Below are 22,597 nucleotides of genomic sequence, written 5' to 3'. Positions count from 1 at the left end.
ATGATATTCACACAAATCTATTAAAATGAAAAAGTTAATATATATAATTGTATTACTTGCAGGGAGCTCCTGTTCCGAAGATTTCCTGGAGCTGTTTCCAGAGACAACATTGAACGAAGGTAATTTTTATCAAAGTCAGGAGGAATACATCTTGTTGGCCAACGGTTGCTATGTACCCATGAGAAACTATGAAAAGGACCTCCATTGGGTCCTGGCGGAATTGGTATCTGACAATACCAGTTTTCAATACAACATCAGGACAGGTGAGGCTGTAAGGGGAGTTATAGATCAGTTTATCATCACCTCAGATAATCGAGGATACAGTAGTTTCTGGGCAGAATCTTATAATGGCATTACCAGGTGCAATAAATTGCTTTCGGAAATAGATCGGCCAGACGTTATCTGGACCAATGAAGCCTACAAAGACAGGTCAACCGGCGAAGCATTATTTTTAAGAGCACTGTATTATTTTAACCTGGTCAGGCAATTTGGTGGCGTACCCCTGGTTACCAGCCCAATAACCTCTCAGGAAGCGGTAGAAATAAAAAGATCAAGTGAAGCAGAAGTTTACCAGTCAATTATCAACGACCTGAATCAGGCCGTTAGCCACTTTTCACTATCGGAGAATGTGCATGAAGACGGAAGAGCCAATAAGTATGCTGCTTTATCACTATTGGGTAAGGTCAATTTGACTCTGGGCAATTTCGTGGAGGTAGAAAACAATTTGAAGGAAGTAATTGAATCAAATCAATATTCCCTGCTTCCTGATTATGCGGATTTATTTGACCCCTCAAATCCTGATTTTACAGAAACGATATTTTCAGTTCAATATTCAGAAAACAACAGGGAGCTTTCAAATCGATTTATTTTTATGTTTGTTCCCTGGAGTTCCGAAGGTGAGATTACCCAGCGGCCCAATATTAATATTATTAGTGCGGGCTGGAATATACCCACAAAGGATTTGATCGATGCTTTTGAGGAAGGCGATAAAAGAAAAGCGGTCTCTATAAATACCTGGGTAGGAGAGGACTGGGATGGGGAAATTCGGGAGTTATCCTATACCGGAAAGTTTAAGCCTCCGGTTTCTGCGCCAGATGACCGCTGCGGGGACAATTTACCTGTTTTGCGATATTCTGATGTGTTGCTGATGTATGCTGAAGCACTGAATGCCATGGGTAGAACGGGAGAAGCAATTCCTTTTGTTGAAAGGGTAAGAGAGAGAGCTGGCTTAACGGATCCGCTTACCGGGTATAACCAAACTTCCCTCGAGGCATTGATCCTTAAGGAACGCCAGGTAGAGTTTTGCTTCGAAAACCAAAGGTGGTATGATTTAAAAAGAACAGGGCGAGCCCTTGAAGTAATGGCTGAGCACGGTGCCAGAGAAAAAGAAATGAAGCCCTTTCTTTTCGACGCTTCGTTCAATATTACGCCAAATAAGTTACTGGCCCCTATTCCGGCTGAGCAAATTCTGATTAATCGGCTTGAACAGAATCCGGGATATTGAGCAAGCGAGCTAAGTTTGATCAAATAATTATTAAATAATATATATGCGTTATCTAATATCATTGGCGTTTGTATTTCTGCTTTCCGGGAATGCATTCAGCCAGACCGAGAAACCCAATATCATCTATATCCTTTCGGACGATCAGTCCTGGACCGATTATGGCTTTATGGGACATCCGCACATTGAGACCCCGAATATTGATCAATTGGCTGCAGATGGATTAACTTTTACCAGAGGCTATGTTACTGCCCCTCTCTGTAGTCCTTCCCTGGCTTCAATAATCACCGGCTTATATCCCTATCAACATGGGATCACCGGAAACGATCCCCTGTTTACTTCCGAAAAGCCAAGATACCAAACCGATTGGCAAACGGCCAGATCGAGGCTTTACAAAGACTATCTGGATGAGTTTCAAAAGCATCCCACCGTCCCGCAGCTCCTTCAGAAATTGGGCTACGTATCCTTTCAATCCGGAAAATGGTGGGGAGGCCACTGGAGTGAAGGAGGATTTACAGATGGCATGACCCACGGAGATCCCGGCAGGGGAGGCAGGCACGGAGATGAGGGTCTGAAAATCGGCAGGGAAGGCATGGATCCCATCTTTGATTTTATGGACCAGGCCATTTCTGATGATGATCCCTTTTTTATTTGGTACGCCCCATTTTTGCCGCATTCCCCACACACGCCACCCGATTCTCTATTGCAGAAATACCTACCCAAAGCACCTGCCGAAGCTGTAGCCTCGTACTGGGCCATGTGTGAATGGCTGGACATTACCGTAGGTCAGCTATTGGACAAAGTAGAAGAAGTGGGCCTGACGGAAAACACACTGGTGGTGTTTGTAACAGACAATGGCTGGATACAGGATCCGGATCGTCCCAATCGTTATGCACCCGGATCAAAGCAAGATCCCCAGGACATGGGCATCCGGACCCCGATCATTTACAAATGGCCGGCGAAAATCAGCCCGCGTATGGATACCAAAAACCTGGCGAGCAGTGTCGATATGGCCGTTACTACCCTGGCTGCAGTAGGGATGGACCCGCGGCCTGAGATGCAGGGGATTAATGTAATGGATAAGAAAGCACTCACGAAGAGAAAGCAGATTTACAGTATGGATTTCTCTCATGACATGGTAGCTGTAGACCAACCCGAAAAGACACTGGAAAGCCGTATGCTGATAAGTGATCAGTGGAAGCTGATAGATCCGGGTCCGGCCAATCCATCCAACCAGGACGTGCTTTTGTATGATATCGTGAAGGATCCCATGGAATCGGAAAACCTGGCAGAGGAAAAGCCTGGAATTGTCAAAAAGTTACTGGCCGATCTGGACGAGTGGTGGGATGGCGATACGGGTAGCGACCAGCAATAGCCATGAACTTAAAGCAAGGAGCAGGGGTTTTTCTCTGCTCTTTTGGTTTTTAAGCCCTTTAAAGTGTCCATTGCCAAATGTTGTCTGACTCAAATAGGTATTTTTAGGGATTTTTGAGTAGATACTGCAGATAGACAACTCAAATACCTGGAAAATATGGCGGAAAACAGACGCTCCTTTTTGACAAAGATCGGCTGGCTGACAGGCGGTTTGATCACGCCCGTAAATAAGATTCGGGCCAGAGACCCATTCAATTTGACTAATGACCCGGTTTATTTCACCAATGGCTTCAAAATGATGGAAGTGTCAGCTTCTGAAGTGATCATCTGGACCCGTTTGTGCGCCAATGAAAAACCCAATCCACTTATCCATCCAAAAGCCAAACACGAAACACAGAATAACGAGTACCCCATTGATTTTAATGAACAAATGCCAGTCAGGGAAATGGATGGTGGTGTGAGCGGTTCACCCGGATGGGTACGGGCAATTGTGGAAAACCAGAGACGCAAACAGGTGTCGGAATGGCAACAGGCAAGTAGCGAGAGGGATTTTACGGTCAGTTTTCCCTTTATAGATTTGGAACCCGATACCGAATATAGGGTACGCCTGGAAGGTAAAGCGGAAAATGGTAGCGTTACGGCCCGGCAATCCGGCTCCTTCAGGACAGCAGGTACCGCAGCAAGACCCACAGACCTTTTGCTCACCACCTCCACTTGTCAATACTTCTGGAATCATGATGACAAAGACCGGGGCTTTAAAACCTACGATGCCATGCGTCAAATAGATCCTGATTTTTTTATTCATACCGGAGATTATGTGTACTATGACCGTATAGGTCCTATGGTGGATAATCTGGAGAAAGCCCGTCATAAATGGCATGCCATGGATGGCTGGCCTTCTTTAAAGGAATTTTATCAGCATGTACCCATTTATATGCTAAAGGACGATCATGACTTGTTAAAAGATGATGTGTTTCCGGATTCCAATCCTTTGGGGGAGTTTACTTTGGAGCAGGGGCTTCAGGTATGGCGGGAGAATGTACCATTGAAAGATAAACCCTACCGAACTTTCAGGTGGGGTAAGGATTTGCAGATTTGGTTGGTCGAGGGGAGAGAATTTCGTACCCCAAGAGAGGTTCAAATCCAAAATGCCAGAACGATTTGGGGAGACGAACAGAAACAGTGGTTTACCAATACCATGAAAGCCTCTGATGCTACCTTTAAGATACTTTTTTCTCCTACGCCAGTGGTAGGGCCAGACAGGGAGAAAAAAATGGACAACCATGCCAATCAGTTGTTCAGGGAAGAAGGAAATTGGTTGCGGCAGTTTTTGGCAGACATGAATGGTGTTTTTGTGGTGAATGGGGACAGACATTGGCAATATTTTTCGATAGATGAGGAGACGGGACTGAGGGAATTTGGAGCAGGGCCTGTTTCTGATGCACAGTCCGGGGGATGGGACCAGGATGACAATCGGCCGGAACACCGATTTTTGAGGGTAAAGGGAGGATTTTTAAGCATTAAAGTTTTTCGTCACAATGATATTCCAAAAATTGAATTCAGACATTGTGATGTAAATGGTGATGAAATGCATCGGGAAGAATTTGAAGCATAGAGATTAAAACATTTGAACTCGATTAGGATCCAGGTTAAAAGAAATTAGAAAAACCGGCATCAGAAATTTTTTGGATCAGGGCAGAAATCTCAAGCCAGGCGGATGGCCAGATTCGAATTTACGTCATTTGTTGCATTTTAAGTTTACCAAGCGTGATGAATACCAGACATATAAAACCCCAAAAGACCTTGATCAGAAAAACCATTCTGACAGTAGACCTGTGCTTCACCTGGTTTCTGTTAATGCTCTTGTTCTTTCCATCTCATGCACAGAATTTTGGAGAACAAGGACATCCCATGAATAAAAGTACGGATAGCAGGGAAATATTGAAATATTGGGAAACCACTCCCGATGCAGATCAAGCACTGTATGAATCTGCCTATCAAATTTTGTCATCCAATAAATATGGTTCCTATGCCGATTTAATGACATCCGATTCTTTCAAAAATCTGGTACGAGAGCAGGGACGCAAAATCCTGGCAGGCCCCATGCTGGGCCAGATTAAAGCCAATAAGGCAGCTGTATGGGTTAGAACTTTGCAGCCGTCGAAGGTTGAAGTAGAAATAAAGCATAGAGAGGAAAGATTCATCTTTGGTCCCGTATACGCCACCATTGAAACGGATTTATCTGCCGTAATAGAAATTGATGGTTTGAAGCCTTCCACCAGGTACCCCTACAAGATTATTGTCAATGGTAAAGTTATTCCTTCGGATGTTGAACAAGTGATCACAACCTTACCAGAATTGGACAATAGTGAAAAAGTGAAAATTGCTTTTGGCTCCTGCCCCCACCGCTGGGGATTGGGCAATCACAAACTATTAGAAAGGATCAGGAAAAGGGGGAACCATGCCATGTTATTGTTGGGAGATATAGCAGTGCAGGATCGGAATGACCATCTGGGCTTGCACCGGGCAGATTATCTGCTCAGGGATCTTTTGCCAGCCTGGCAGGACTTTGCTTCAAAAGTGCCGGTTTATGCTTCCTGGGATGATCATGATTACTTCGACAATGACAAAGCCGGAATACCTGAAGGTTACTCAGCAAAAGACCGGCATGGAGTAAGAAAAGTATTTCAGCATTCCTGGGTAAATTCTTCTTATGGACAAGAGTCCCTCAGCCAGGGGATATTTACCCGGGAAAGAATCGGCCCTTTTGATATTATCATGACGGATAACCGGTTTTACAGGACCGGTAAAAAAGGATCATTCTTGGGAAAAAGTCAGATGGACTGGTTGAAGGAGCAGTTATCGGACTGCAAGGGACCTTTTATCATCCTGTCCTGTGGCACCATGTGGAGCGATTATGTGTCCGATGGTAAAGATTCCTGGGGGGTCAATGATCCGGATGGTAGAGAGGAAATTTTTAAATATATCGAAGATAACGGTATAAGCGGGGTGCTGCTCATTTCAGGAGACAGACACGGCGCTCGTGGGTTTACCATTCCCAGAAAATCCGATTTTGGATTTTTTGAATTTGAGGCGGCAAGTTTGGGAGCAAGAGTAGGTCCACCCGCAAAAGATCCAAGCTGGAATACCCAGTTGTATGGCATTGATGGAGAGTTTGCCTTTGGGGAATTTACCTTTCTTCCTTCCAGTGATGATCCAGCTGTTGTATTTCGCCTGGTAGGCGAAGATGGTGACCATATCTTTGAAAGAACCATCAAAAGAAGTGAATTGACACCATGATTACTTTTTTGAAACTTGAATGAAAATGCTTAAATAATTTGCTTTTTAAGTTAAAATAGGGAACTTCAAGCGAATAAACCCAAAATCATAGCATGGAGATTGTTCCTAAGTTAAATTCACTACCTCAGGAAACCAGTCCTGAAGAGCTTTGGCTTGGGCTGAAATCCGGAGATAAGTATGCTTTCGAACAACTATACAGAAGGTATGTCAGGTTGCTTTTTCAACTAGGTACCTCCATAACAGGGGATGCGGAATTTGTGGAGGATTGCATTCAGGAGCTCTTTATCGACCTGTGGAGGTATAAGAAGAATATCAAGCCTACAGACAATGTAAGGTTGTATTTGTTCAGGTCGCTCTCTAATAGGATTAACAAAGAAAAAAAGAAAGCGTCTAAAGGAAGCGAAAAGCAGAGACAAGCTGCAATGTTCTTTCCCAGCAGGATTGAGAGCGTAGAAGTAAAAATCATTAATGCGCAACGGGAAGAAGCCATTCAAAAAAAGGTAGCTGGCATTCTGACAAAACTGCCCATTCGGCAGAATGAAGTCATTCAGTATTTATTTTTTGAGAATCTTTCTTATGAGGAGACTTCCAAATTGATGGGTATCAACCTTCGGTCGGTTTACACATTAGCCTGGAAAGCGCTCTCCACTCTTAGAAAAGCCATCTTGTTGGTAACAGCTTACCTGACCACCCCCTCTCCCTGGTGAAAAACACGGTCATTTTTTTAACGGCAATCCGATATGACTATAGTTAGCTATGTGGGTCTGATTTTCATCAGCTTTTATCGGTTTCTGGTTAGATCTGTTTAGATCGCTTTACTCCCGATAACTCCATTATTAGCGTACAAACTATTCCCTGAAGATATCAAACAGGGATGGTGTTTGAGGTTTATTTCCGATTGATTTTTGTTTAACTCACCTGAAAAGAATAATTTTTTATTTTTTTCGGAGGATAACTTTTGGTTTTTCCGGGCTTAAGATAGTTGAAAGGTTTCTTTTATGAGTAAGACCGAATACACAGTTGAAGATTTTATGCTGGACCCAGAGTTTAAAAAATGGGTCTTGGCACCGGACGAGGAATCCAGCGCCTTCTGGGAAGGTTTTTTGGAAAAACACCCGGAAAAATATGAAAACATGAAGCTGGCCCGGAGGGCCCTGATAAATTTATCGAGAAACGTTGGTGAGATTAGCGACTCACGCATCGAGGGCATATGGACTGAAATAAATAAGTTCATCAATGAACCAGAAAAAGAGCAAGCAGAAGGAAAGACTATCTCTATAAGTTCCGAAAGTACCCTTAGGAGTTTTGCAGATCGGCAGCAGCATATAGCCTATAGGTCAGGTCATCAATTTTATCGGGTAGCGGGGATACTTTTTCTTGTATTTTCATTGGGGATATTATTCAATTTACTCCGTGAACATCCTGAGGAAGAGGCGGTAGAAATCCCATTGGTTTATGAAGAATACTCAGTGCCCCCGGGTGTCAAATCTACACTTAGGCTACAGGATGGCTCCAGAGTGATTCTCAATTCGGGAAGTTCGTTGCGGTACGTCAAGAATTTTGAAGCAGACAAGCGGGAGCTGTTTTTAATTGGCGAGGCATATTTTGAGGTGGCCAAAGATAGCTTGCGACCTTTTGTGGTGAAGACAGGACCGGTATCTACAAAAGCGTTGGGTACCTCCTTTAATATCACGGCTTATAAAAATGAACCACTTGAGGTATCCTTACTTACGGGGAAGGTTAATGTGGGTTTGAAGTTTGAAAAGCCGCAGGAAGTTATCCTGATGCCTGGGGAGGGGTTGAATGTAGTCATAGATAGGCAGGTTCACAACAAGCACCGCATAAAGGAAGAAAAGGTGCTGGCTTGGACAAGAAAGACTATTCTTTTCGAACAGACGCCTGTAGAGGAAGCTATCAGGGTGTTGGAAAACTGGTATGGAGTTCAAATAGAAGTACTTAATCGACCAGAGAGAGGTGTACTCCTATCAGGAAAATTTGTAGATCAGACGCTTGAAGGCGTGCTGGAAGGGTTGAGTTATTCTGCCCGGTTTAGATTTAAGCTGGATGAAGACCGGGTTACTGTAAAATTTGATAAATCAACTTAAACTTCAAACTGCCTATGTAAAAAGTCTTTTCCAAATAATAAAAAAGAGCCACGGATGTTGCTGCATCCGTGGCAGGTTATCCGATTACAGAGACGGCAATCTCTGAGTCGGGAAACGTTTGCTTAACCAATTGGCATCGCCTAAACAAACCATTCAAAGATATGAAAAAATCCATACTTAAGCATGTAACACGCATGACCAGGTTATTCTCCATTGCGTTTCTTTTCCAGTGTCTTACCATGAGTTTTCTCATGGCATGGAACGGAAATGCCCAAGTCAAAAATATTGAAGAAGTACCAGTGTCACTATTCCTGGATGATGTGAAAATCGAGAACATTTTTCGGGAACTGGAAAAAAGCACAGGATACAACTTCGTCTATACCAACAAAGAGCTGCGGGATCTCCCTAATGTAGGGATTAGGTCAAACAACAATTCACTTTATAATGTATTGTTGGGCCTGGCAAATCAAACCAATCTTTCCTTCAAGCAAGTAGACTATAACATACATGTCAAGAAAGGGAAAAATATCAGACCTGTTTCAAAAGTAGAAATAGCGGCTGATATTAGTGTGTCAGGGACGGTTACAGATAGTAGTGGGGAGCCACTACCCGGTGCGAGTATTACAGTGAGGGGAACCAGTACGGGTACAGTGACGGATCTTGATGGGAAATATTCCATCGTTGTACCCGAAGGGTCTGTATTGGTGTTTTCCTACATTGGATACAGCTCACAGTCTGTCGAGATTACGACACAAAGCACAGTCGATGTTTCCCTTGCAGAAGACCAATCTTCTCTGGATGAGGTCGTCGTATTGGGATATGGCTCGGTTCAAAAAACTGATTTAACAGGTTCTGTTTCTAAGGTAGACGCTGAAGACCTTACTAATCTACCAGCGCCAAGAGTGGATCAGTTGCTTCAAGGCAGAGCAGCCGGGGTAAATGTGACCTCTGTGAGTGGCAGCCCGGGAGCCCGGGCCTCTATACGCATCCGTGGAGGAAATTCTGTGCAAGGTGACAACGAACCACTTTATGTAATAGATGGCTTTATTGCAGGTACTAATTTCAATCTAAACACCATTAACGTAAATGATATCGAATCCATTGATATCTTGAAGGATGGGTCGGCGATCTCCCTATATGGAACTCGCGGTGCCAATGGTGTTATCTTAATTACCACCAAAAGTGGCAAAGGTGTAGCCGGAGGTAAACCTACGGTGTCGTTAAACGCCTATACCGGTTTTCAGAATCTGGCGCGAAAAATCGACTTTTTAGACGGCCCGGAGCGAGCGGCTTATGGTTTTGAATATACTGAATTCAGTGGAGAAGCCAATCCATTCGTAGACGAGAGCCTGATCGGTAATACCGATTGGCAGGAACAGATCACCCGAACTGCTCCGATTAACAATTTGGATTTATCTGTGAGGGGCAATTCAGAACGGGTAAATTATTTTATTTCCGGAAATTACATGAATCAGCGCGGGATAATCAGAGAATCTGGAATTGAAAGATACAGTTTCAGAGCAAATCTGGATTTTAAGCTGGCGGAGAACCTGACTTTGGGGACAAGGATCAATACTTCGTTTGTCAAAAATGACAACGACCTGGTAAGTCTTTGGGAGGCCAGGAGAGCATTGACTACTTTTCCGGTTTTCAATGAAGACGGTACACTGTGGGATGAAGATTACGTACAAGGGGGCCCCTTCGATAATCCGGAAGCTTTGCTTAGGATGCAAAGCAACCAAACCATGATCAATAATTTACTCGGGAATTTTTATATCGAATACAAGCCTGTTGAATCAATTACCATTCGGTCTACCATCGGTCCGCAATTAAACTGGCGAAAACAAAATGTTTTTGAATCTGGCAGTGTACCATCAAGGGCTGCCGCTCAAAGGGGCGGTTTCGGTAGAATCACGAATAGTTTCAATAATCAGATCTTACAGGAGAATACAATTACTTTCGACAAGCAATTGTCTGCAAACCATAGGATTAATGTTTTGGGTGGATTTACCTGGCAAACTTCTACTACAGAGGGATTTACAGCCCAAACGGATGGTTTGCCCAATGACGGTGTTTCCTTTGACGTATTACAATTAGGAAATCCTGAAACCTTCAGGATCACTTCAAATTACAACGATCCCTTCCAGATTGTGTCCTGGATCGGACGAACCAATTATACAATTTCTGACAAATATCTTTTTACCCTGGCGGGGAGGGTAGATGGTTCATCCAGATTTTCGGGAGCAAATAATCAGTATGCCTTTTTCCCATCTGGCGCTTTTGCATGGAGATTAGGAGATGAAGAATTTATCCGGAATCTCAATGTCTTTGACGAATTAAAACTGCGGACAAGCTTTGGAAGATCTGGAAGTCAAGCTATTGACTCCTACAGCACATTAGCTGTGTTAAACCCTGGCACAGTAATATTTAATGGAAATCAGGGTATTGGCGTACGACGAGACAGGCCCGCCAACCCGGATCTGAGGTGGGAGACAACCTCCCAATTCGATATTGGCCTGGAAGCTGGATTCTTTGATAATCGATTGAGCCTGGAAATTGATTATTATTACAAAAAAACGGTTGACTTACTCTTAAATAGAGAGATTCCCCGTCAAACCGGGTTTAGCCAGAGGCTTGAAAACATTGGTTCCTTACAAAATCAGGGTATTGAACTGATGATTAGGTCCGTAAATATGGATAGGAATGACTTCAGGTGGTCTACGGATTTTACGATATCCGGAAATAGAAGCCGGGTCCTGGATTTGGGGGGAGTAAATGAGATCAACATCCATTTCCTTGATCAGGGTGGTCAGGCCGCAAAATTAATTGTCGGTGAACCCGTAGGTGTTTTTACTGGCCTTGAATATCTGGGTACATGGCAAAGCCAGGAGGAACTGGACCAGTTCAGGTATAGCGGACTTCGGGCTGTAGTTGGCGGCCCCAGATTTAAGGATACCAACGGAGATGGCTTTATCAGTTTCAATGATGACTTCGAAATTATTGGAAATCCGGAGCCGCTGTTCTTTGGCGGAATTAACAATAGTATACAGTGGAAGAATTTCTCCCTGGATATTTTTCTTCAGGGTACATTCGGAAATGATGTCTACAATGAGTTTGCGCAAAGAGGCTTTTTTGGCAGGAGCGACCAGAATATTTACGGAATGGCGAGGGATCGCTGGACGCCGGATAACCCCCATCCATACATTCCCAGGGCAGGTGGAACAGTCAGTATTTCAGATATTCCTTCAAACAGCGAGTTGGTGGAAAGCGGGTCTCACCTGAGGCTGAGAAATGTGATGCTCAACTATACGGTGCCATTGAAAAACAATAAATTCATAAATAACCTAAATGTTTATGCAAGTGGTTCCAATATATTTCTGATTTCTAATTTCAGAGGATATGATCCGGAAGCAAGCAGAATTGGTCCGCAATCTGGCAATACCTATGGAAGCGTGGTAAGGGGTATTATCCGGGCGGAATACCCAAATGCCAGAACCCTTACTTTTGGATTGAACGCAAACTTCTAAACCTTAATTGACCATGAAAATATTAAACGATAAAATTTTTGGCTTATTGATTTTCTCAGTTCTGGCTATCGGATGCGAAAGCTTTCTGGAGGAGGAAGTGCGCGGTATTATTGACCCAAGTACGTTTTACCAATCCGATGAAGAGGCAGTATTGGCAGTAAACGGCATCTATCTGAATCTACGACAAAATGGTTTCTACGGCAATTGGCAAGGTATCCATACCTTCACTCAGTTAGGTGCAGATGTATTGGAGTCCAGCCGGCAATTTGGCGGTAATGAACCCATGCAGAATTATACCCTGACCCAAAGTAATTATTCAAATGCCAGGCAATTATGGCAGTTGATCTACAGGATGATCGGAGATGCCAATTCAGTAATTACCAATATCGAAAACAGCCCGAATATTAGTGCTGCTGTCAAAGATCAATCCATAGGCGAAGCGTTGTATCTGAGAAGTTATGCGTACTATCACCTGAGTAATTTATGGGGTGATGTACCTTATTATGATGAAGAAATTCCTATCGCTGATGCGGCCAGCCTGGGGAGAACCCCGGTCAATGAAATCAGAAGTAACCTCATCAGCGATCTGACGAGAATAGAGACAGAAAATTTGCTTCCGGAGATATACGGGGAAAGTGATTTGGGTAGACCTACCGTATGGGCGGCAAAAATTTTGCTTGCGAAGATTTATCTCTGGCAGGAGGATTGGGCAAATGCGAGGGAAGAATGTTTGGAAATAATTAATAATTCACCTCACCAGTTACTGCCAGATTACGGGGACGTTTTTGATGTGAATAATCCATTTAACGATGAGATAATATGGGCAATTGATTTTCAAAAAGATGTGCCTGGTAATGCACAGGACCGTACAGATGGTTTTAATCCCCGATTGAGGGACGAGCCCAGAAACCCGGCAGATAGGGGGCCTCTTTCTGATGCTTTGGCAGCTAGAAATGAGGAATTTAACGGATACGGTCTTACGGTCCCCATATTAAGTTTTATCAACGAATTTCCTGTTGACGACCTGAGGAGACCACACAACATTTTAGGGGAATATCTTGGCTTCGAGCTAACATTTCAATACATGGCAAAATTCACCAATTTTGATTTTGTGAATTCTCCAAGAGGCAATCATGGAGAAGCTACTTTGGTGTTCAGGTTGGCTGATGTTTACCTCATGCTTGCAGAGGCAGAAAATGAATTAAATGGACCGGGCAACGCCTATCAATATATCAATGCAGTAAGGGAAAGGGCCTATGAGCCAGATCAACCCTACAGTGGCTTAACACAGGCTGAATTGCGAAGTGCTATTCAGACGGAAAGAAAATGGGAACTGGCAGGTGAAGGTCATAGAAGATATGATTTAATTCGCTGGGGGATCTTACTGGAAACGGTAAAAAATGCCGAATACCGTACCTATGATCCTGGAAGCAATATTCAACCCCATCACATCAAGCTGCCTATTCCGGAAGAGGAACTCGTCTTAAATCCGGCACTTCTGGATTCAGACCCCACCAATAATGGTTATGGCAATTAGGAAAATCCTGACAACAGGCAAGCATTTGTTGTGTAGCTGTCTTATTTTGATAGCTATGCCCATAATAACCTATGGAAAACAGACCAAACCCAATATCATCCTGATCAATGTGGACGACCTGGGATGGAGAGACCTGGGTTTTATGGGCAGCGCATATTACGAAACGCCAAACCTGGATAAATTGGCAGGGCAGGGCATGGTTTTCTACCATGCCTATGCCGCTGCTGCCAATTGTGCGCCCAGCCGGGCCTGCATGATGAGTGGAAGAAATACGCCTGCTCACGGCGTATATACGGTAGACCAGTCCGAAAGAGGTGACCCCAAAACCCGGAAGATCATTCCTACCCCCAACCGCGATTTCCTGCCGGACTCCATCTATACCCTGGCCAGGATGCTGCAGGATAACGGCTATGTAAATGGCACCTTCGGCAAATGGCATATCAACGAAGACCCTTTACAACACGGCTTTGACCTGAACGTGGGAGGCAGCCATCGGGGCAACCCGGGCAGTGGCGGATATTTCAGTCCTTACAAAATTGACTTTATCGAAAACGGAGCAGATGGTGAATACCTGACCGACAGATTGACCGATGAAGCCATTCAATTTGTAAAAGCAAATAAGGACAATCCCTTTTTCTTGTACCTGCCATTCTACTCCGTGCACACACCCATCATGGGTAAAGCGGAGCTGATCGATACCTTTGCCGGAAAGCCAGTAGCAGAGGGGCAGGACCGGGCAGATTATGCAGCCATGGTGGCCTCTGTAGATCAGAATGTAGGCAGGTTGATGGCCGTTTTGGATGCACTAGATCTGGCAGACAATAGCCTGGTGATTTTTACCTCTGATAATGGTGGCATTCGGGATATTTCCTATCAAACTCCCCTGAGAGCAGGTAAGGGATCCTACTACGAAGGTGGCATTCGCGTACCGCTGATCATGCGCTGGCCCGGCAATATTCAGTCGGGTAGCAATACAGATTTTGCGGTAACAAATATGGATTTCTTCCCTACCATTAAAAGCATTATCAGCGCAGAAGTCCCTGCTGATTTGCAGTTGGACGGCCAGGATCTTTCCCCGCTATTCAGTAATCAGTCCATGGAGGAGAGGGCGCTCTTCTGGCATTTCCCCATTTACCTCCAGGCCTACAATCCCAGGGAAGATGGGGGCCGGGATCCCCTGTTCAGGACCCGGCCAGGTTCAGTGGTCCGGAAGGGCAAATGGAAGCTCCATCATTATTTTGAAGATGGGGATTACGAACTTTATGATCTCGAGGAAGATCCCGGCGAAAAAAACAACCTGGTGCGGAGTCAGGTAGAAATCAGGAACCAAATGATTGAGCTGCTTGAAGCCTGGAGGCTGGAAGTCAATGCACCCGTTCCGGATCAGGCGAACCCGCTTTACGATAGAGCATTTGAAATGAACCTTATAAATCAACAACTGAATGAATTGTAAACTGATTGTATATTCTTTTCTGATATTTGGCAGTCTTTCTATACCTAATCGATTACTCGGTTCAAACCAGGCAGATAAAAAGCCTAATATCATTTTTATACTTACCGATGATCTGGGCTATGGTGATTTGGGCATACTGTACCAGAACAGGCGCAAGGCGGAAGGCAAACCGTATCACAGTACCCCAAATCTCGATAAAATGGCAGCAGAAGGAATGATCCTCGGCCGGCATTATGTTCCGGCTCCAGTGTGTGCTCCCTCAAGGGCCACCCTGCTGCTGGGCCTGCACCAGGGCCATGCCGAGATCAGAAACAATCAATTCGATAAAGCCCTCCCCCAGAACCACAACCTCGCTACCGTTTTGAAAGAAGCAGGTTATGCTACGGCCCTGATTGGTAAATATGGTCTTCAGGGCCTGGAGGGTGACAGTCCGGCGAGCTGGGAAGCTTATCCTACAAAAAGAGGATTTGACTATTTTTTTGGATATGTACGTCACCGGGACGGCCATAACCACTATCCGGCTCATGATGTGGCCAATAGAGGCCCCATGGAACTGTGGGACGGTAACCAGGAAATTTCCGCTGATCTGGCCGGTAGCTACACCACAGACTTGTTTACTGCCCGGGCAAAAAAATACATCCAGGACCACAAGAAAAGCAACCCCGATCAACCTTTTTTCATGTATCTGGCCTATGACACGCCCCATGCAGGCCTGGAAATTCCTTCCATGCCCTATCCTTCTGCGGGCGGGACCGATGGTGGTGTGCAATTTATCGGAGAAAAGGGAAATTATATCAATACGGCAAACGGAGAGGTAAATAGCTATATTCATCCGGATTATCGGAATGAAGACTGGCCGGAAGTACAACAGCGCTTCGCAACTATGGTGCGAAGAATAGACAATGCTGTCGCAGACCTGATACATTTGTTGCAGGATCTGGATATTGATGAGCAGACCCTGATCGTGTTTACCTCCGATAATGGACCCCATCATGAATCTTACGGATACGGAGATTATGACCCTACGTTTTTTGAAAGTTTTGGAGTCATGGATGGCACCAAACGGGATACCTGGGAAGGAGGAATACGGGTACCGGCACTGGTCAGGTGGCCGGGAAAAATCCCGGAAGGCATTAGAAACGATTCCCCTTCCGGATTTCACGACTGGTTGCCCACATTTGCGGAGATCAGCGACCTGCCGGCACCGGCAAATACCGATGGTCGATCGCTATGGCCGATCCTTTCGGGAAATAAAACCGAGCATGAAGGCAAAGTGTATATTGAATACCAGGTAAACAACAAAACCAAAAGTTACGAGGCCTTCGAGGCAACTAAAAGAGATCAAAGAAGGGGAGAAATGCAGGTACTGTACCTCAATGGCTATAAAGGGATCCGGTACAATATCACTTCGCACGAAGACGATTTTGGTATTTATGACACGCAGAATGATCCGGGAGAGACCCGGAATCTTGCAGGTACCAATGGAGAATTTGTCCGCCTTCAGGAGGAAATGAAAAAAACGGTGCTGCGCTGGAGGCGTTACAATGCTTCTGCAGAACGGCCCTATGATCAGGAACCGGTACCGGCGATTTCACCGGAGGGGAGAATGGTGGCCGGGATCATGGTTTCTGAATTCAATATACCATCCCCCTGGGTACCCTTTATCCGGAGGGGATCAGTCACCCCGAACGAATCCGGAATTTTGCCCCATATCGAAGCCATTAATAGAGCGACAGAAGATAACGTGATGGTTTATGAGGGTTTTGTGAAGGTGCCTCGTACCGGAGAATACGAGTTTAGCTATCAAACCAACCAGGGTCTGGTGATGCACGTGCATGAGGCCCTGCTCCTAGATGACGACCACCCGTCGCCATCCGGGGGAAGCGGCAAGACCAGGCTGGTGTTGGAAGAGGGCTATCACCCTATCAGGATTGTGACAAAAATTGAGGCGCCCAGCCAGAATCAGGTATTGGAGATTCGATGGTCTGGTTCAGGCATTCAAAATGAACCCTTGCCTGTTTTTCACCTGGGTTCGTAAATAGACGAACATTACAATAGACGACGATTACTCCTATCATCTATTAATGGCCGGCAAAAGCCAGCCCATGTATAGGTACGAAAAATCTGGCAGAGGCGAGGCAGGTTTTAAGAAGAAAAATTATTGGCAGGTCTGGAGGAGTGGTGAAATGCCAATAGGGCATAGGCAGTGGATCCGCCTGATCTTTAGCGACAGAATCGTCTTTGGCATCATTGCTTTGAATATCAGATAATAAGTAGAAAAATCCTTTTTTGGACAGGTTTTTGTTATCTGTTATAAGGCAGCACCAAATGATTAAATGATGAATCGGCTTTCCAGCATTTCAAGGTATATCCCAATTCTCTTTTTTTCTTTTCTGGTCCAGCTGAGGTATGCGATGGGCCAGGCCGAAGAAGGGGGAGCGGATGAATACCCGCTAAATCCCTCTCCATTCAGACTGATCTTTTACATAGTCATTTCATTCATCGTCATTGCAGTGGTCTTCAAATTGCTTTACAAACCAAAGAATAAGCGTAAATCATGAACCTTCATCAATTTTCCCGACCCAGACGCGCAAACGTATTGGTTTGAGTCTCATTGGTAAAATTAGAAGAAATAAAGTGGAAATCTCATGCCCGCATTGAAGGACAGGGCAGCAGGAATCTCTGAGACCATAGTCCGGTTGCCTGCCCTGTTTGCAGGAAGGTTTAATTTCGCTTCGGCAAACAAAAATCCCACCAGAAGATCTACCTCACCACCCATACCAATATTGACATTGTATGTGGTATAGACGGTTTTAAATCCGTCATCCTGCCGGGGCCGGTAGTTTTCCTGATCGTAGGAAGAGAAACGCGTTTGGGTCGGAGCCCGCATGTATCCCATCTCTGCAAGGCCATAAAGTGACCCTCTGGCTTCATAATCCCCCAGTAAATAATATTTTGCACCAAGCACCCACTGCTGCAGGGATATCTGTTCCACAGCATCTATTTCGATATGCATGGGGCTAATTTCCGTATTGGAACGATAGCCATAAATATAGGTGTCGTGGTAAGAGGGCAGATAGTGATTGTAGCCCAGGTAAGCTACCATACCTTCCTCTACAGCATAGGAAAGTTTCACTCCACCGCCGGCGTTGTTGATCTTTGTGTCGCCACCCACCATGATATATGAACCATGTGCACCAATGCTGAATCCTTCAAGGTTGATCTGGCTGAAGGCAGGACTGGATAATAGTAGAAGAAAGCATGACAGGCTGATTACATTAAAAGTTTTCATTTTTCAATATTATTTGATTAAAACCAAGAAAAATTTAGAATGAAAAGGGAGTTTTCAGGTAGGTGCTTTGTGCTGTTTCATTAGATTTCTATTTAAAAGTCTGAGATTAAACAATTCAAAGGAAACAATGTATGTCCTTTTGAAAGTCCTAAGATAATAAAAGTAATTTAAAGACCAAAAAAATGTATTTCATAATATAAAAAAAGTAATTCAAAAACAGGTATGGCAAGCGGCCTGTGGCCCTTTCGGGAATGGATCCGATAGTTTTTAAGAAGATGCTGCGGGATTCTACAGTGGGTTGCGATGCAGTTTGGCGCCAGGATGTGCAAGATCTTGGTAAAATACCAATGAAAGGTCTGGCAAGAACCCAGATTTACTCCACTTATTAACGAAATGCCCCATTAATAGAATAAAAATTTAATTGGATAAAACATTTGTTATTTTAGAATGTATAAATAATGATAAAACTAATTTTCTATATAATATTACCTAAACCAACATGATTCGATTTGTATATTTATTTGTAATATTTTTATTTTTTACCAGCTTGGTCCTGGCACAATCCACGGTCAGGGGCAAGGTGCAGGACAAGAGCAGCAAAGAAACGCTTCCCGGCGCCTATGTTTTTATTACCAACACAGCCGGGGACACTTTGAGCAATACATTTACAAACGAAAGGGGTCGTTTTGAATTCTCCCGTCCTGCAGAAAATACCATTGAAATCAGTATTAGCTTTGTCGGGTATGAAGATTTGACAAAAACCCTGACGGACCTGTCCGGCAGAAATCTGGGAACCTTTGAATTGGTGGAGGAAGGGAGTTTGTTGGAAACCTACGAAATCGAAGGTCAGGCGATTGCCGGAGAAATGAAAGGTGACACGGTATCCATGAACGCATCGGCTTATCAGACCCGATCTCAGGCCAGTGCCGGCGAACTCATCCGGAAGATGCCAGGGGTGGTCATGCAGGGTGGGACCATTGAGGTTCAGGGCGAGACCGTAGGTCGTGTGTTGGTAGATGGAGAGCCCTTTTTTGGCGATGATCCTGCTATGGCATTGCAGAATTTGCCGGTAGACATCATTGACCGGATAGAGTTTCTGGATCAATTGAGTGATCAGGCCCAACTGACAGGGTTTGACGACGGAGAGACCATCAAAACCATCAATATCATTACCAAGAAGGAAAAACGTGGAGGCAAGTTTGGACGCATGTTTGCCGGATATGGTACCGATGACAATTACCTGGTAGGCGGTAGTGTGAATTTTTTCAGCGAAGCCCAGCGCATCACCGCCCTTGGCCTGAGCAACAATATTAACCAACAGAATTTTTCAGCGGATGACCTCTCCGGCGCATTTGGCGGGAGCGACAACCGACGTGGTGGAGGTGGAAGAAGGGGCAATCCGCTGACTACCAGAGAGCGGCCGGGAATCACCCATACCAATGCTATTGGCCTTAACTTTACGGACAAATTTGACGATGAAAGAGCCCGGCTTACCGGTAGCTACTTTTTTAACGAAAGCAACAATTTTCTGAACAGGAATTCTTCAAGGGAATATATCCTTCCCAGCGACAGCCTCCAATTGTATGATGAAATCCGGAACAGCGAAAACAATAGCCAGAATCACCGGCTGGATCTTCGGCTCGATTATGACATGTCCGAAAAGCATGCCATTATTTGGCGGCCCAGGGTTAGGTATGAGAAGGGGACTTCCTTCAATCTGCTGTCGGCACAGAATCTTTTTAACCCCACCACGCCCATTAACGAGACGGAAAATACCACTTCGGGAAGCAATGAATCCTTTCGCTTTTTGAGCGACTTTACCTACAGGTATCAGTTTGATAAGGAGGGCAGGACACTTTCCGCCAAGTTTGATACCCGCATGGAAGATCGCAGCAATGAATCCAGATTGGTTTCTGTGAATAGAGATTATCAGACCGGGATGAGAGATAGCCTGATCCAGAATACACTGGGTAGCTCCAGTTCGTTTAACTACGAATTTGAAGTTGAATACACCGAACCGATAGCAGATCACTCTCAGGTAAGGCTGGAATATGAACTGGGAAATGACCTGGGCAACACCCTGCAAGAGGTATCTCAAAGGGAAATGGAGTCTACCTTATTTGAGCTGGACTCTACCCTGACCAACGAATTTGAAAACACCTATCTGCAGCACGAGCTAGGCCTGGGCTATCGATACAATAAAAATAAAATCAGGATCTTTTCCTCATTTGACTATCAGGTCTCCATCCTGGATAGTGACCGGCTCTTCCCGGGCTTTGAGAACACCAAACGTACTTTTCGAAATTTTGTACCCAGAATGGTATTCATTTACGATCCCAATGAAAATACCAATATCCGCATATACTACAGGGGAGATACAGACGCTCCCTCGGTCCGGCAGTTGCAGGATGTAATAGACAACAGCAATCCCATACAGATATCTACTGGAAATCCGAACCTGGACCAGGAGTACGAGCACCGACTGTATACCCGGATCCGCAAGATGAATCCCGAAAACAACAGGTCCTTCTTTATGTATCTGGGCGCCAGGATGACCAGCGACTACCTGGGTAATGCAACCTATATCGCCAGTAGGGATACCCTGTTACAGGGCGATGTATTGCTGCGGCAGGGCGGACAATTGAATCGACCGGAAAACCTGGACAATTACTGGGACCTGAGAAGCTATTTTTCCTTTGGATTTCCACTCAATTTTATGCAGAGTAACCTGAATCTCAGTGCCAGAGCCGGGATAACCAACAGACCGGGACTGATCAACAACCAAACCAACTACAATCGGAATATCTACATGGGGCCTGGCATTGGTATCAGCAGCAATTTGGGAGAGCACCTGGATTTTAACTTGTCTACCCGGGGAAATTACAATATCGTCCGCAGTAGCCTGCAGGAAAATCTGGATAACAATTATTACACCCAAAGCACCAGACTGGACCTTTACTGGAATTTTGCCGGGGGCTTCTTTGTCAGTACCAATGTAAACAACCAATGGTACCAGGGCCTGGGCGAGGATTTTGACCAGTCTGTATGGTTGATGAACGCGGATCTGGGCTATCGATTCCCCCCAACAGAAAAGTTTGAACTGAAAATGACGGTATTCGACTTGCTGAATCAAAATACCAGCATCGATCGAAACGTGACCGATGTATACATTGAGGATGAGCGGACGCAGGTTGTGCAACAGTTTTTCATGCTTACCCTTACCTATAACCTGAAAAGCTTCGGGGGAGCCGGATCAGCACAGGGGATGGGTAACTAAGCCCTATTCACATTTTGGGATACTTTCCCGTTTTTGGCAAAATAAAATCGTATATTTATTTATTCTGTACCTTCCAATGGAGGCTGCAGAGTCAATTTTCATTACTAAACCCTATACATGATGAACGTTACATTATCAGAAGCAGAAAAAGTAATTGATGCAGCCAAAAAGAAGGCGGAATCCAAAGGTACGAAAATGGATATTTGCGTAGTGGATACTGGCGCCAATCTGACGGCATTTGCACGCATGGATGGAGCCTGGCTGGGCTCGGTAGATATCAGTATCAAAAAGGCAAAGACGGCAATATTCTTTAATATGGACACGGCTCAGTTAAGTCCCATGGTTCAGCCGGGTTCGCCGCTTTACCATATAGAGCATTCCAATCAGGGCCTGATTACGTTTCCAGGAGGTGTGGTACTCAAAAACAAGGCAGGAGAGATCGTGGGGGCCATCGGGGTTTCGGGTAGTACAGTAGAAGACGACCACGAAGTAGCCGAAGCTGGAGCCAAAGCACTTTAACAGCAAAATTCAACTCTAAAACTAAATAAATTATTTCTGCCTTCAGTAGGCTGCCATAAAAAGCTCCTGCTGAAGGCATTTTTGTATACTGATGGAATTAGGTCCGGGATGTTGGGATTGCATTGTGGTAGACTGGAAAAATGAAACCTTTTTAACTACACATTTCAAAAATACTTCCTGACAAGTGGGATTTCGCTGACTTGCTTTTTTCAAAACCCAACAAAAAAAGAGAACTGTCAGGAGACTATTTGTTATTAAGAATGTAAATTTAGTTATTTTTTTAACTTTCCGAATGACCAGTTTTCCCGAAGCCAAATTTGTGGAAAGGGTAGCCGATTACTTTTTTCTATTAAAATAGTTCAATCCTGAGTAATATGTATTGATTTGTATTTTTTGGAAAAGTGCCGGATTCAATATGATTTTCTGATGCCAGTGGAAAATACCTACAATGGAAATTTCAGGGTTTGGGATAAATTTATCGTCTATTAATTTAGGTAAATACCTAAATTATTCTATTTTTCTTAATGGTTATTAGATTAAAAAAAGAATTCTTATATTAATCCACAGGAAAAGTCGCCCAAAAAATGCTGTCTCCCAGGCGTAAAAAAATGACTTCCCTTTGATTTAAATGATCCTCCCGATACAACAGCTATGAAACACCAAGACCTGATCAACAGGTTATTATTTATTTATCAATCTAAATTTTACCATA

At 44.4% G+C, this 22,597-nt stretch carries 15 protein-coding genes; 14 read left to right on the top strand and 1 reads right to left on the bottom strand.

Annotation, left to right across the window (positions count from 1 at the left end):
* Positions 1-25: 25 nt before the first annotated feature.
* The 12 genes from BUB19_RS06415 to BUB19_RS06360 all read left to right on the top strand — a co-directional run bounded on the left by BUB19_RS06415 (position 26) and on the right by BUB19_RS06360 (position 17,358).
* The gene (locus tag BUB19_RS06415) at positions 26-1,504 is read left to right on the top strand and encodes a RagB/SusD family nutrient uptake outer membrane protein (RefSeq protein ID WP_073093696.1); all 1,479 of its coding nucleotides are present in this window, start codon (positions 26-28) and stop codon (positions 1,502-1,504) included.
* Positions 1,505-1,547: 43 nt separating this feature from the next.
* Complete coding sequence (locus tag BUB19_RS06410; RefSeq protein WP_073093695.1) at positions 1,548-2,876, top strand: sulfatase family protein; 1,329 nt, start codon at positions 1,548-1,550, stop codon at positions 2,874-2,876.
* A gap of 156 nt (positions 2,877-3,032) precedes the next feature.
* Positions 3,033-4,490: an alkaline phosphatase D family protein gene (locus BUB19_RS06405; protein ID WP_073093694.1), complete on the top strand. Its 1,458-nt coding sequence runs from the start codon at positions 3,033-3,035 to the stop codon at positions 4,488-4,490.
* 188 nt (positions 4,491-4,678) lie between these two features.
* Complete coding sequence (locus tag BUB19_RS06400) at positions 4,679-6,175, top strand: alkaline phosphatase D family protein (RefSeq protein ID WP_218588545.1); 1,497 nt, start codon at positions 4,679-4,681, stop codon at positions 6,173-6,175.
* A 92-nt stretch (positions 6,176-6,267) separates the two neighbouring features.
* Positions 6,268-6,882, top strand: coding sequence for an RNA polymerase sigma factor (locus BUB19_RS06395; protein WP_073093692.1), 615 nt, complete (start codon positions 6,268-6,270; stop codon positions 6,880-6,882).
* A 291-nt stretch (positions 6,883-7,173) separates the two neighbouring features.
* Positions 7,174-8,280, top strand: coding sequence for a FecR family protein (locus BUB19_RS06390; RefSeq protein ID WP_073093691.1), 1,107 nt, complete (start codon positions 7,174-7,176; stop codon positions 8,278-8,280).
* Between the two features lie 161 nt (positions 8,281-8,441).
* Complete coding sequence (locus BUB19_RS06385) at positions 8,442-11,807, top strand: SusC/RagA family TonB-linked outer membrane protein (RefSeq protein WP_084097029.1); 3,366 nt, start codon at positions 8,442-8,444, stop codon at positions 11,805-11,807.
* Between the two features lie 13 nt (positions 11,808-11,820).
* Complete coding sequence (locus BUB19_RS06380; RefSeq protein WP_073093690.1) at positions 11,821-13,344, top strand: RagB/SusD family nutrient uptake outer membrane protein; 1,524 nt, start codon at positions 11,821-11,823, stop codon at positions 13,342-13,344.
* A gap of 55 nt (positions 13,345-13,399) precedes the next feature.
* On the top strand, positions 13,400-14,797 hold the full coding sequence (locus BUB19_RS06375; RefSeq protein ID WP_245802788.1) for a sulfatase: 1,398 nt from the start codon (positions 13,400-13,402) through the stop codon (positions 14,795-14,797).
* The gene (locus tag BUB19_RS06370) at positions 14,787-16,835 is read left to right on the top strand and encodes a sulfatase-like hydrolase/transferase (RefSeq protein ID WP_084097027.1); all 2,049 of its coding nucleotides are present in this window, start codon (positions 14,787-14,789) and stop codon (positions 16,833-16,835) included. Before BUB19_RS06375 ends, BUB19_RS06370 begins: the two co-directional genes overlap by 11 nt.
* A 67-nt stretch (positions 16,836-16,902) precedes the next feature.
* The gene (locus tag BUB19_RS24110) at positions 16,903-17,067 is read left to right on the top strand and encodes a hypothetical protein (protein ID WP_178371446.1); all 165 of its coding nucleotides are present in this window, start codon (positions 16,903-16,905) and stop codon (positions 17,065-17,067) included.
* A 66-nt stretch (positions 17,068-17,133) separates the two neighbouring features.
* Positions 17,134-17,358, top strand: coding sequence for a hypothetical protein (locus tag BUB19_RS06360; RefSeq protein WP_073093687.1), 225 nt, complete (start codon positions 17,134-17,136; stop codon positions 17,356-17,358).
* 62 nt (positions 17,359-17,420) lie between these two features.
* Here BUB19_RS06360 and BUB19_RS06355 read toward each other — a convergent pair whose 3' ends face one another.
* The gene (locus tag BUB19_RS06355) at positions 17,421-18,089 is read right to left on the bottom strand and encodes a hypothetical protein (RefSeq protein WP_073093686.1); all 669 of its coding nucleotides are present in this window, start codon (positions 18,087-18,089) and stop codon (positions 17,421-17,423) included.
* A 499-nt stretch (positions 18,090-18,588) separates the two neighbouring features.
* Here BUB19_RS06355 and BUB19_RS06350 point away from each other — a divergent pair, with 499 nt between their 5' ends.
* Both BUB19_RS06350 and BUB19_RS06345 read left to right on the top strand, forming a co-directional pair.
* Positions 18,589-21,366 carry an outer membrane beta-barrel protein gene (locus tag BUB19_RS06350; RefSeq protein ID WP_073093685.1) on the top strand — a complete coding sequence of 926 codons (2,778 nt, stop codon included), beginning with the start codon at positions 18,589-18,591 and terminating at the stop codon, positions 21,364-21,366.
* Positions 21,367-21,483: 117 nt separating this feature from the next.
* A complete protein-coding gene (locus BUB19_RS06345) occupies positions 21,484-21,885 on the top strand; it encodes a GlcG/HbpS family heme-binding protein (protein WP_317041578.1) in 402 nt (133 codons plus the stop codon).
* Positions 21,886-22,597: the final 712 nt, after the last annotated feature.

The sequence above is a fragment of the Cyclobacterium lianum genome (genome assembly GCF_900143075.1).
Taxonomy (GTDB): Bacteria; Bacteroidota; Bacteroidia; order Cytophagales; family Cyclobacteriaceae; genus Cyclobacterium; species Cyclobacterium lianum.
This window is presented reverse-complemented; position numbering and strand designations above follow the sequence as displayed.

Coding starts and splice junctions, on each gene's coding strand:
- BUB19_RS06390 (WP_073093691.1), top strand. CDS start 7,174: ATGAGTAAGACCGAATACACAGTTGAAGATTTTATGCTGGACCCAGAG.
- BUB19_RS24110 (WP_178371446.1), top strand. CDS start 16,903: ATGTATAGGTACGAAAAATCTGGCAGAGGCGAGGCAGGTTTTAAGAAG.
- BUB19_RS06380 (WP_073093690.1), top strand. CDS start 11,821: ATGAAAATATTAAACGATAAAATTTTTGGCTTATTGATTTTCTCAGTT.
- BUB19_RS06410 (WP_073093695.1), top strand. CDS start 1,548: ATGCGTTATCTAATATCATTGGCGTTTGTATTTCTGCTTTCCGGGAAT.
- BUB19_RS06405 (WP_073093694.1), top strand. CDS start 3,033: ATGGCGGAAAACAGACGCTCCTTTTTGACAAAGATCGGCTGGCTGACA.
- BUB19_RS06415 (WP_073093696.1), top strand. CDS start 26: ATGAAAAAGTTAATATATATAATTGTATTACTTGCAGGGAGCTCCTGT.
- BUB19_RS06360 (WP_073093687.1), top strand. CDS start 17,134: ATGATGAATCGGCTTTCCAGCATTTCAAGGTATATCCCAATTCTCTTT.
- BUB19_RS06370 (WP_084097027.1), top strand. CDS start 14,787: ATGAATTGTAAACTGATTGTATATTCTTTTCTGATATTTGGCAGTCTT.
- BUB19_RS06385 (WP_084097029.1), top strand. CDS start 8,442: ATGAAAAAATCCATACTTAAGCATGTAACACGCATGACCAGGTTATTC.
- BUB19_RS06375 (WP_245802788.1), top strand. CDS start 13,400: ATGCCCATAATAACCTATGGAAAACAGACCAAACCCAATATCATCCTG.
- BUB19_RS06355 (WP_073093686.1), bottom strand. CDS start 18,089: ATGAAAACTTTTAATGTAATCAGCCTGTCATGCTTTCTTCTACTATTA.
- BUB19_RS06350 (WP_073093685.1), top strand. CDS start 18,589: ATGATTCGATTTGTATATTTATTTGTAATATTTTTATTTTTTACCAGC.
- BUB19_RS06395 (WP_073093692.1), top strand. CDS start 6,268: ATGGAGATTGTTCCTAAGTTAAATTCACTACCTCAGGAAACCAGTCCT.
- BUB19_RS06345 (WP_317041578.1), top strand. CDS start 21,484: ATGATGAACGTTACATTATCAGAAGCAGAAAAAGTAATTGATGCAGCC.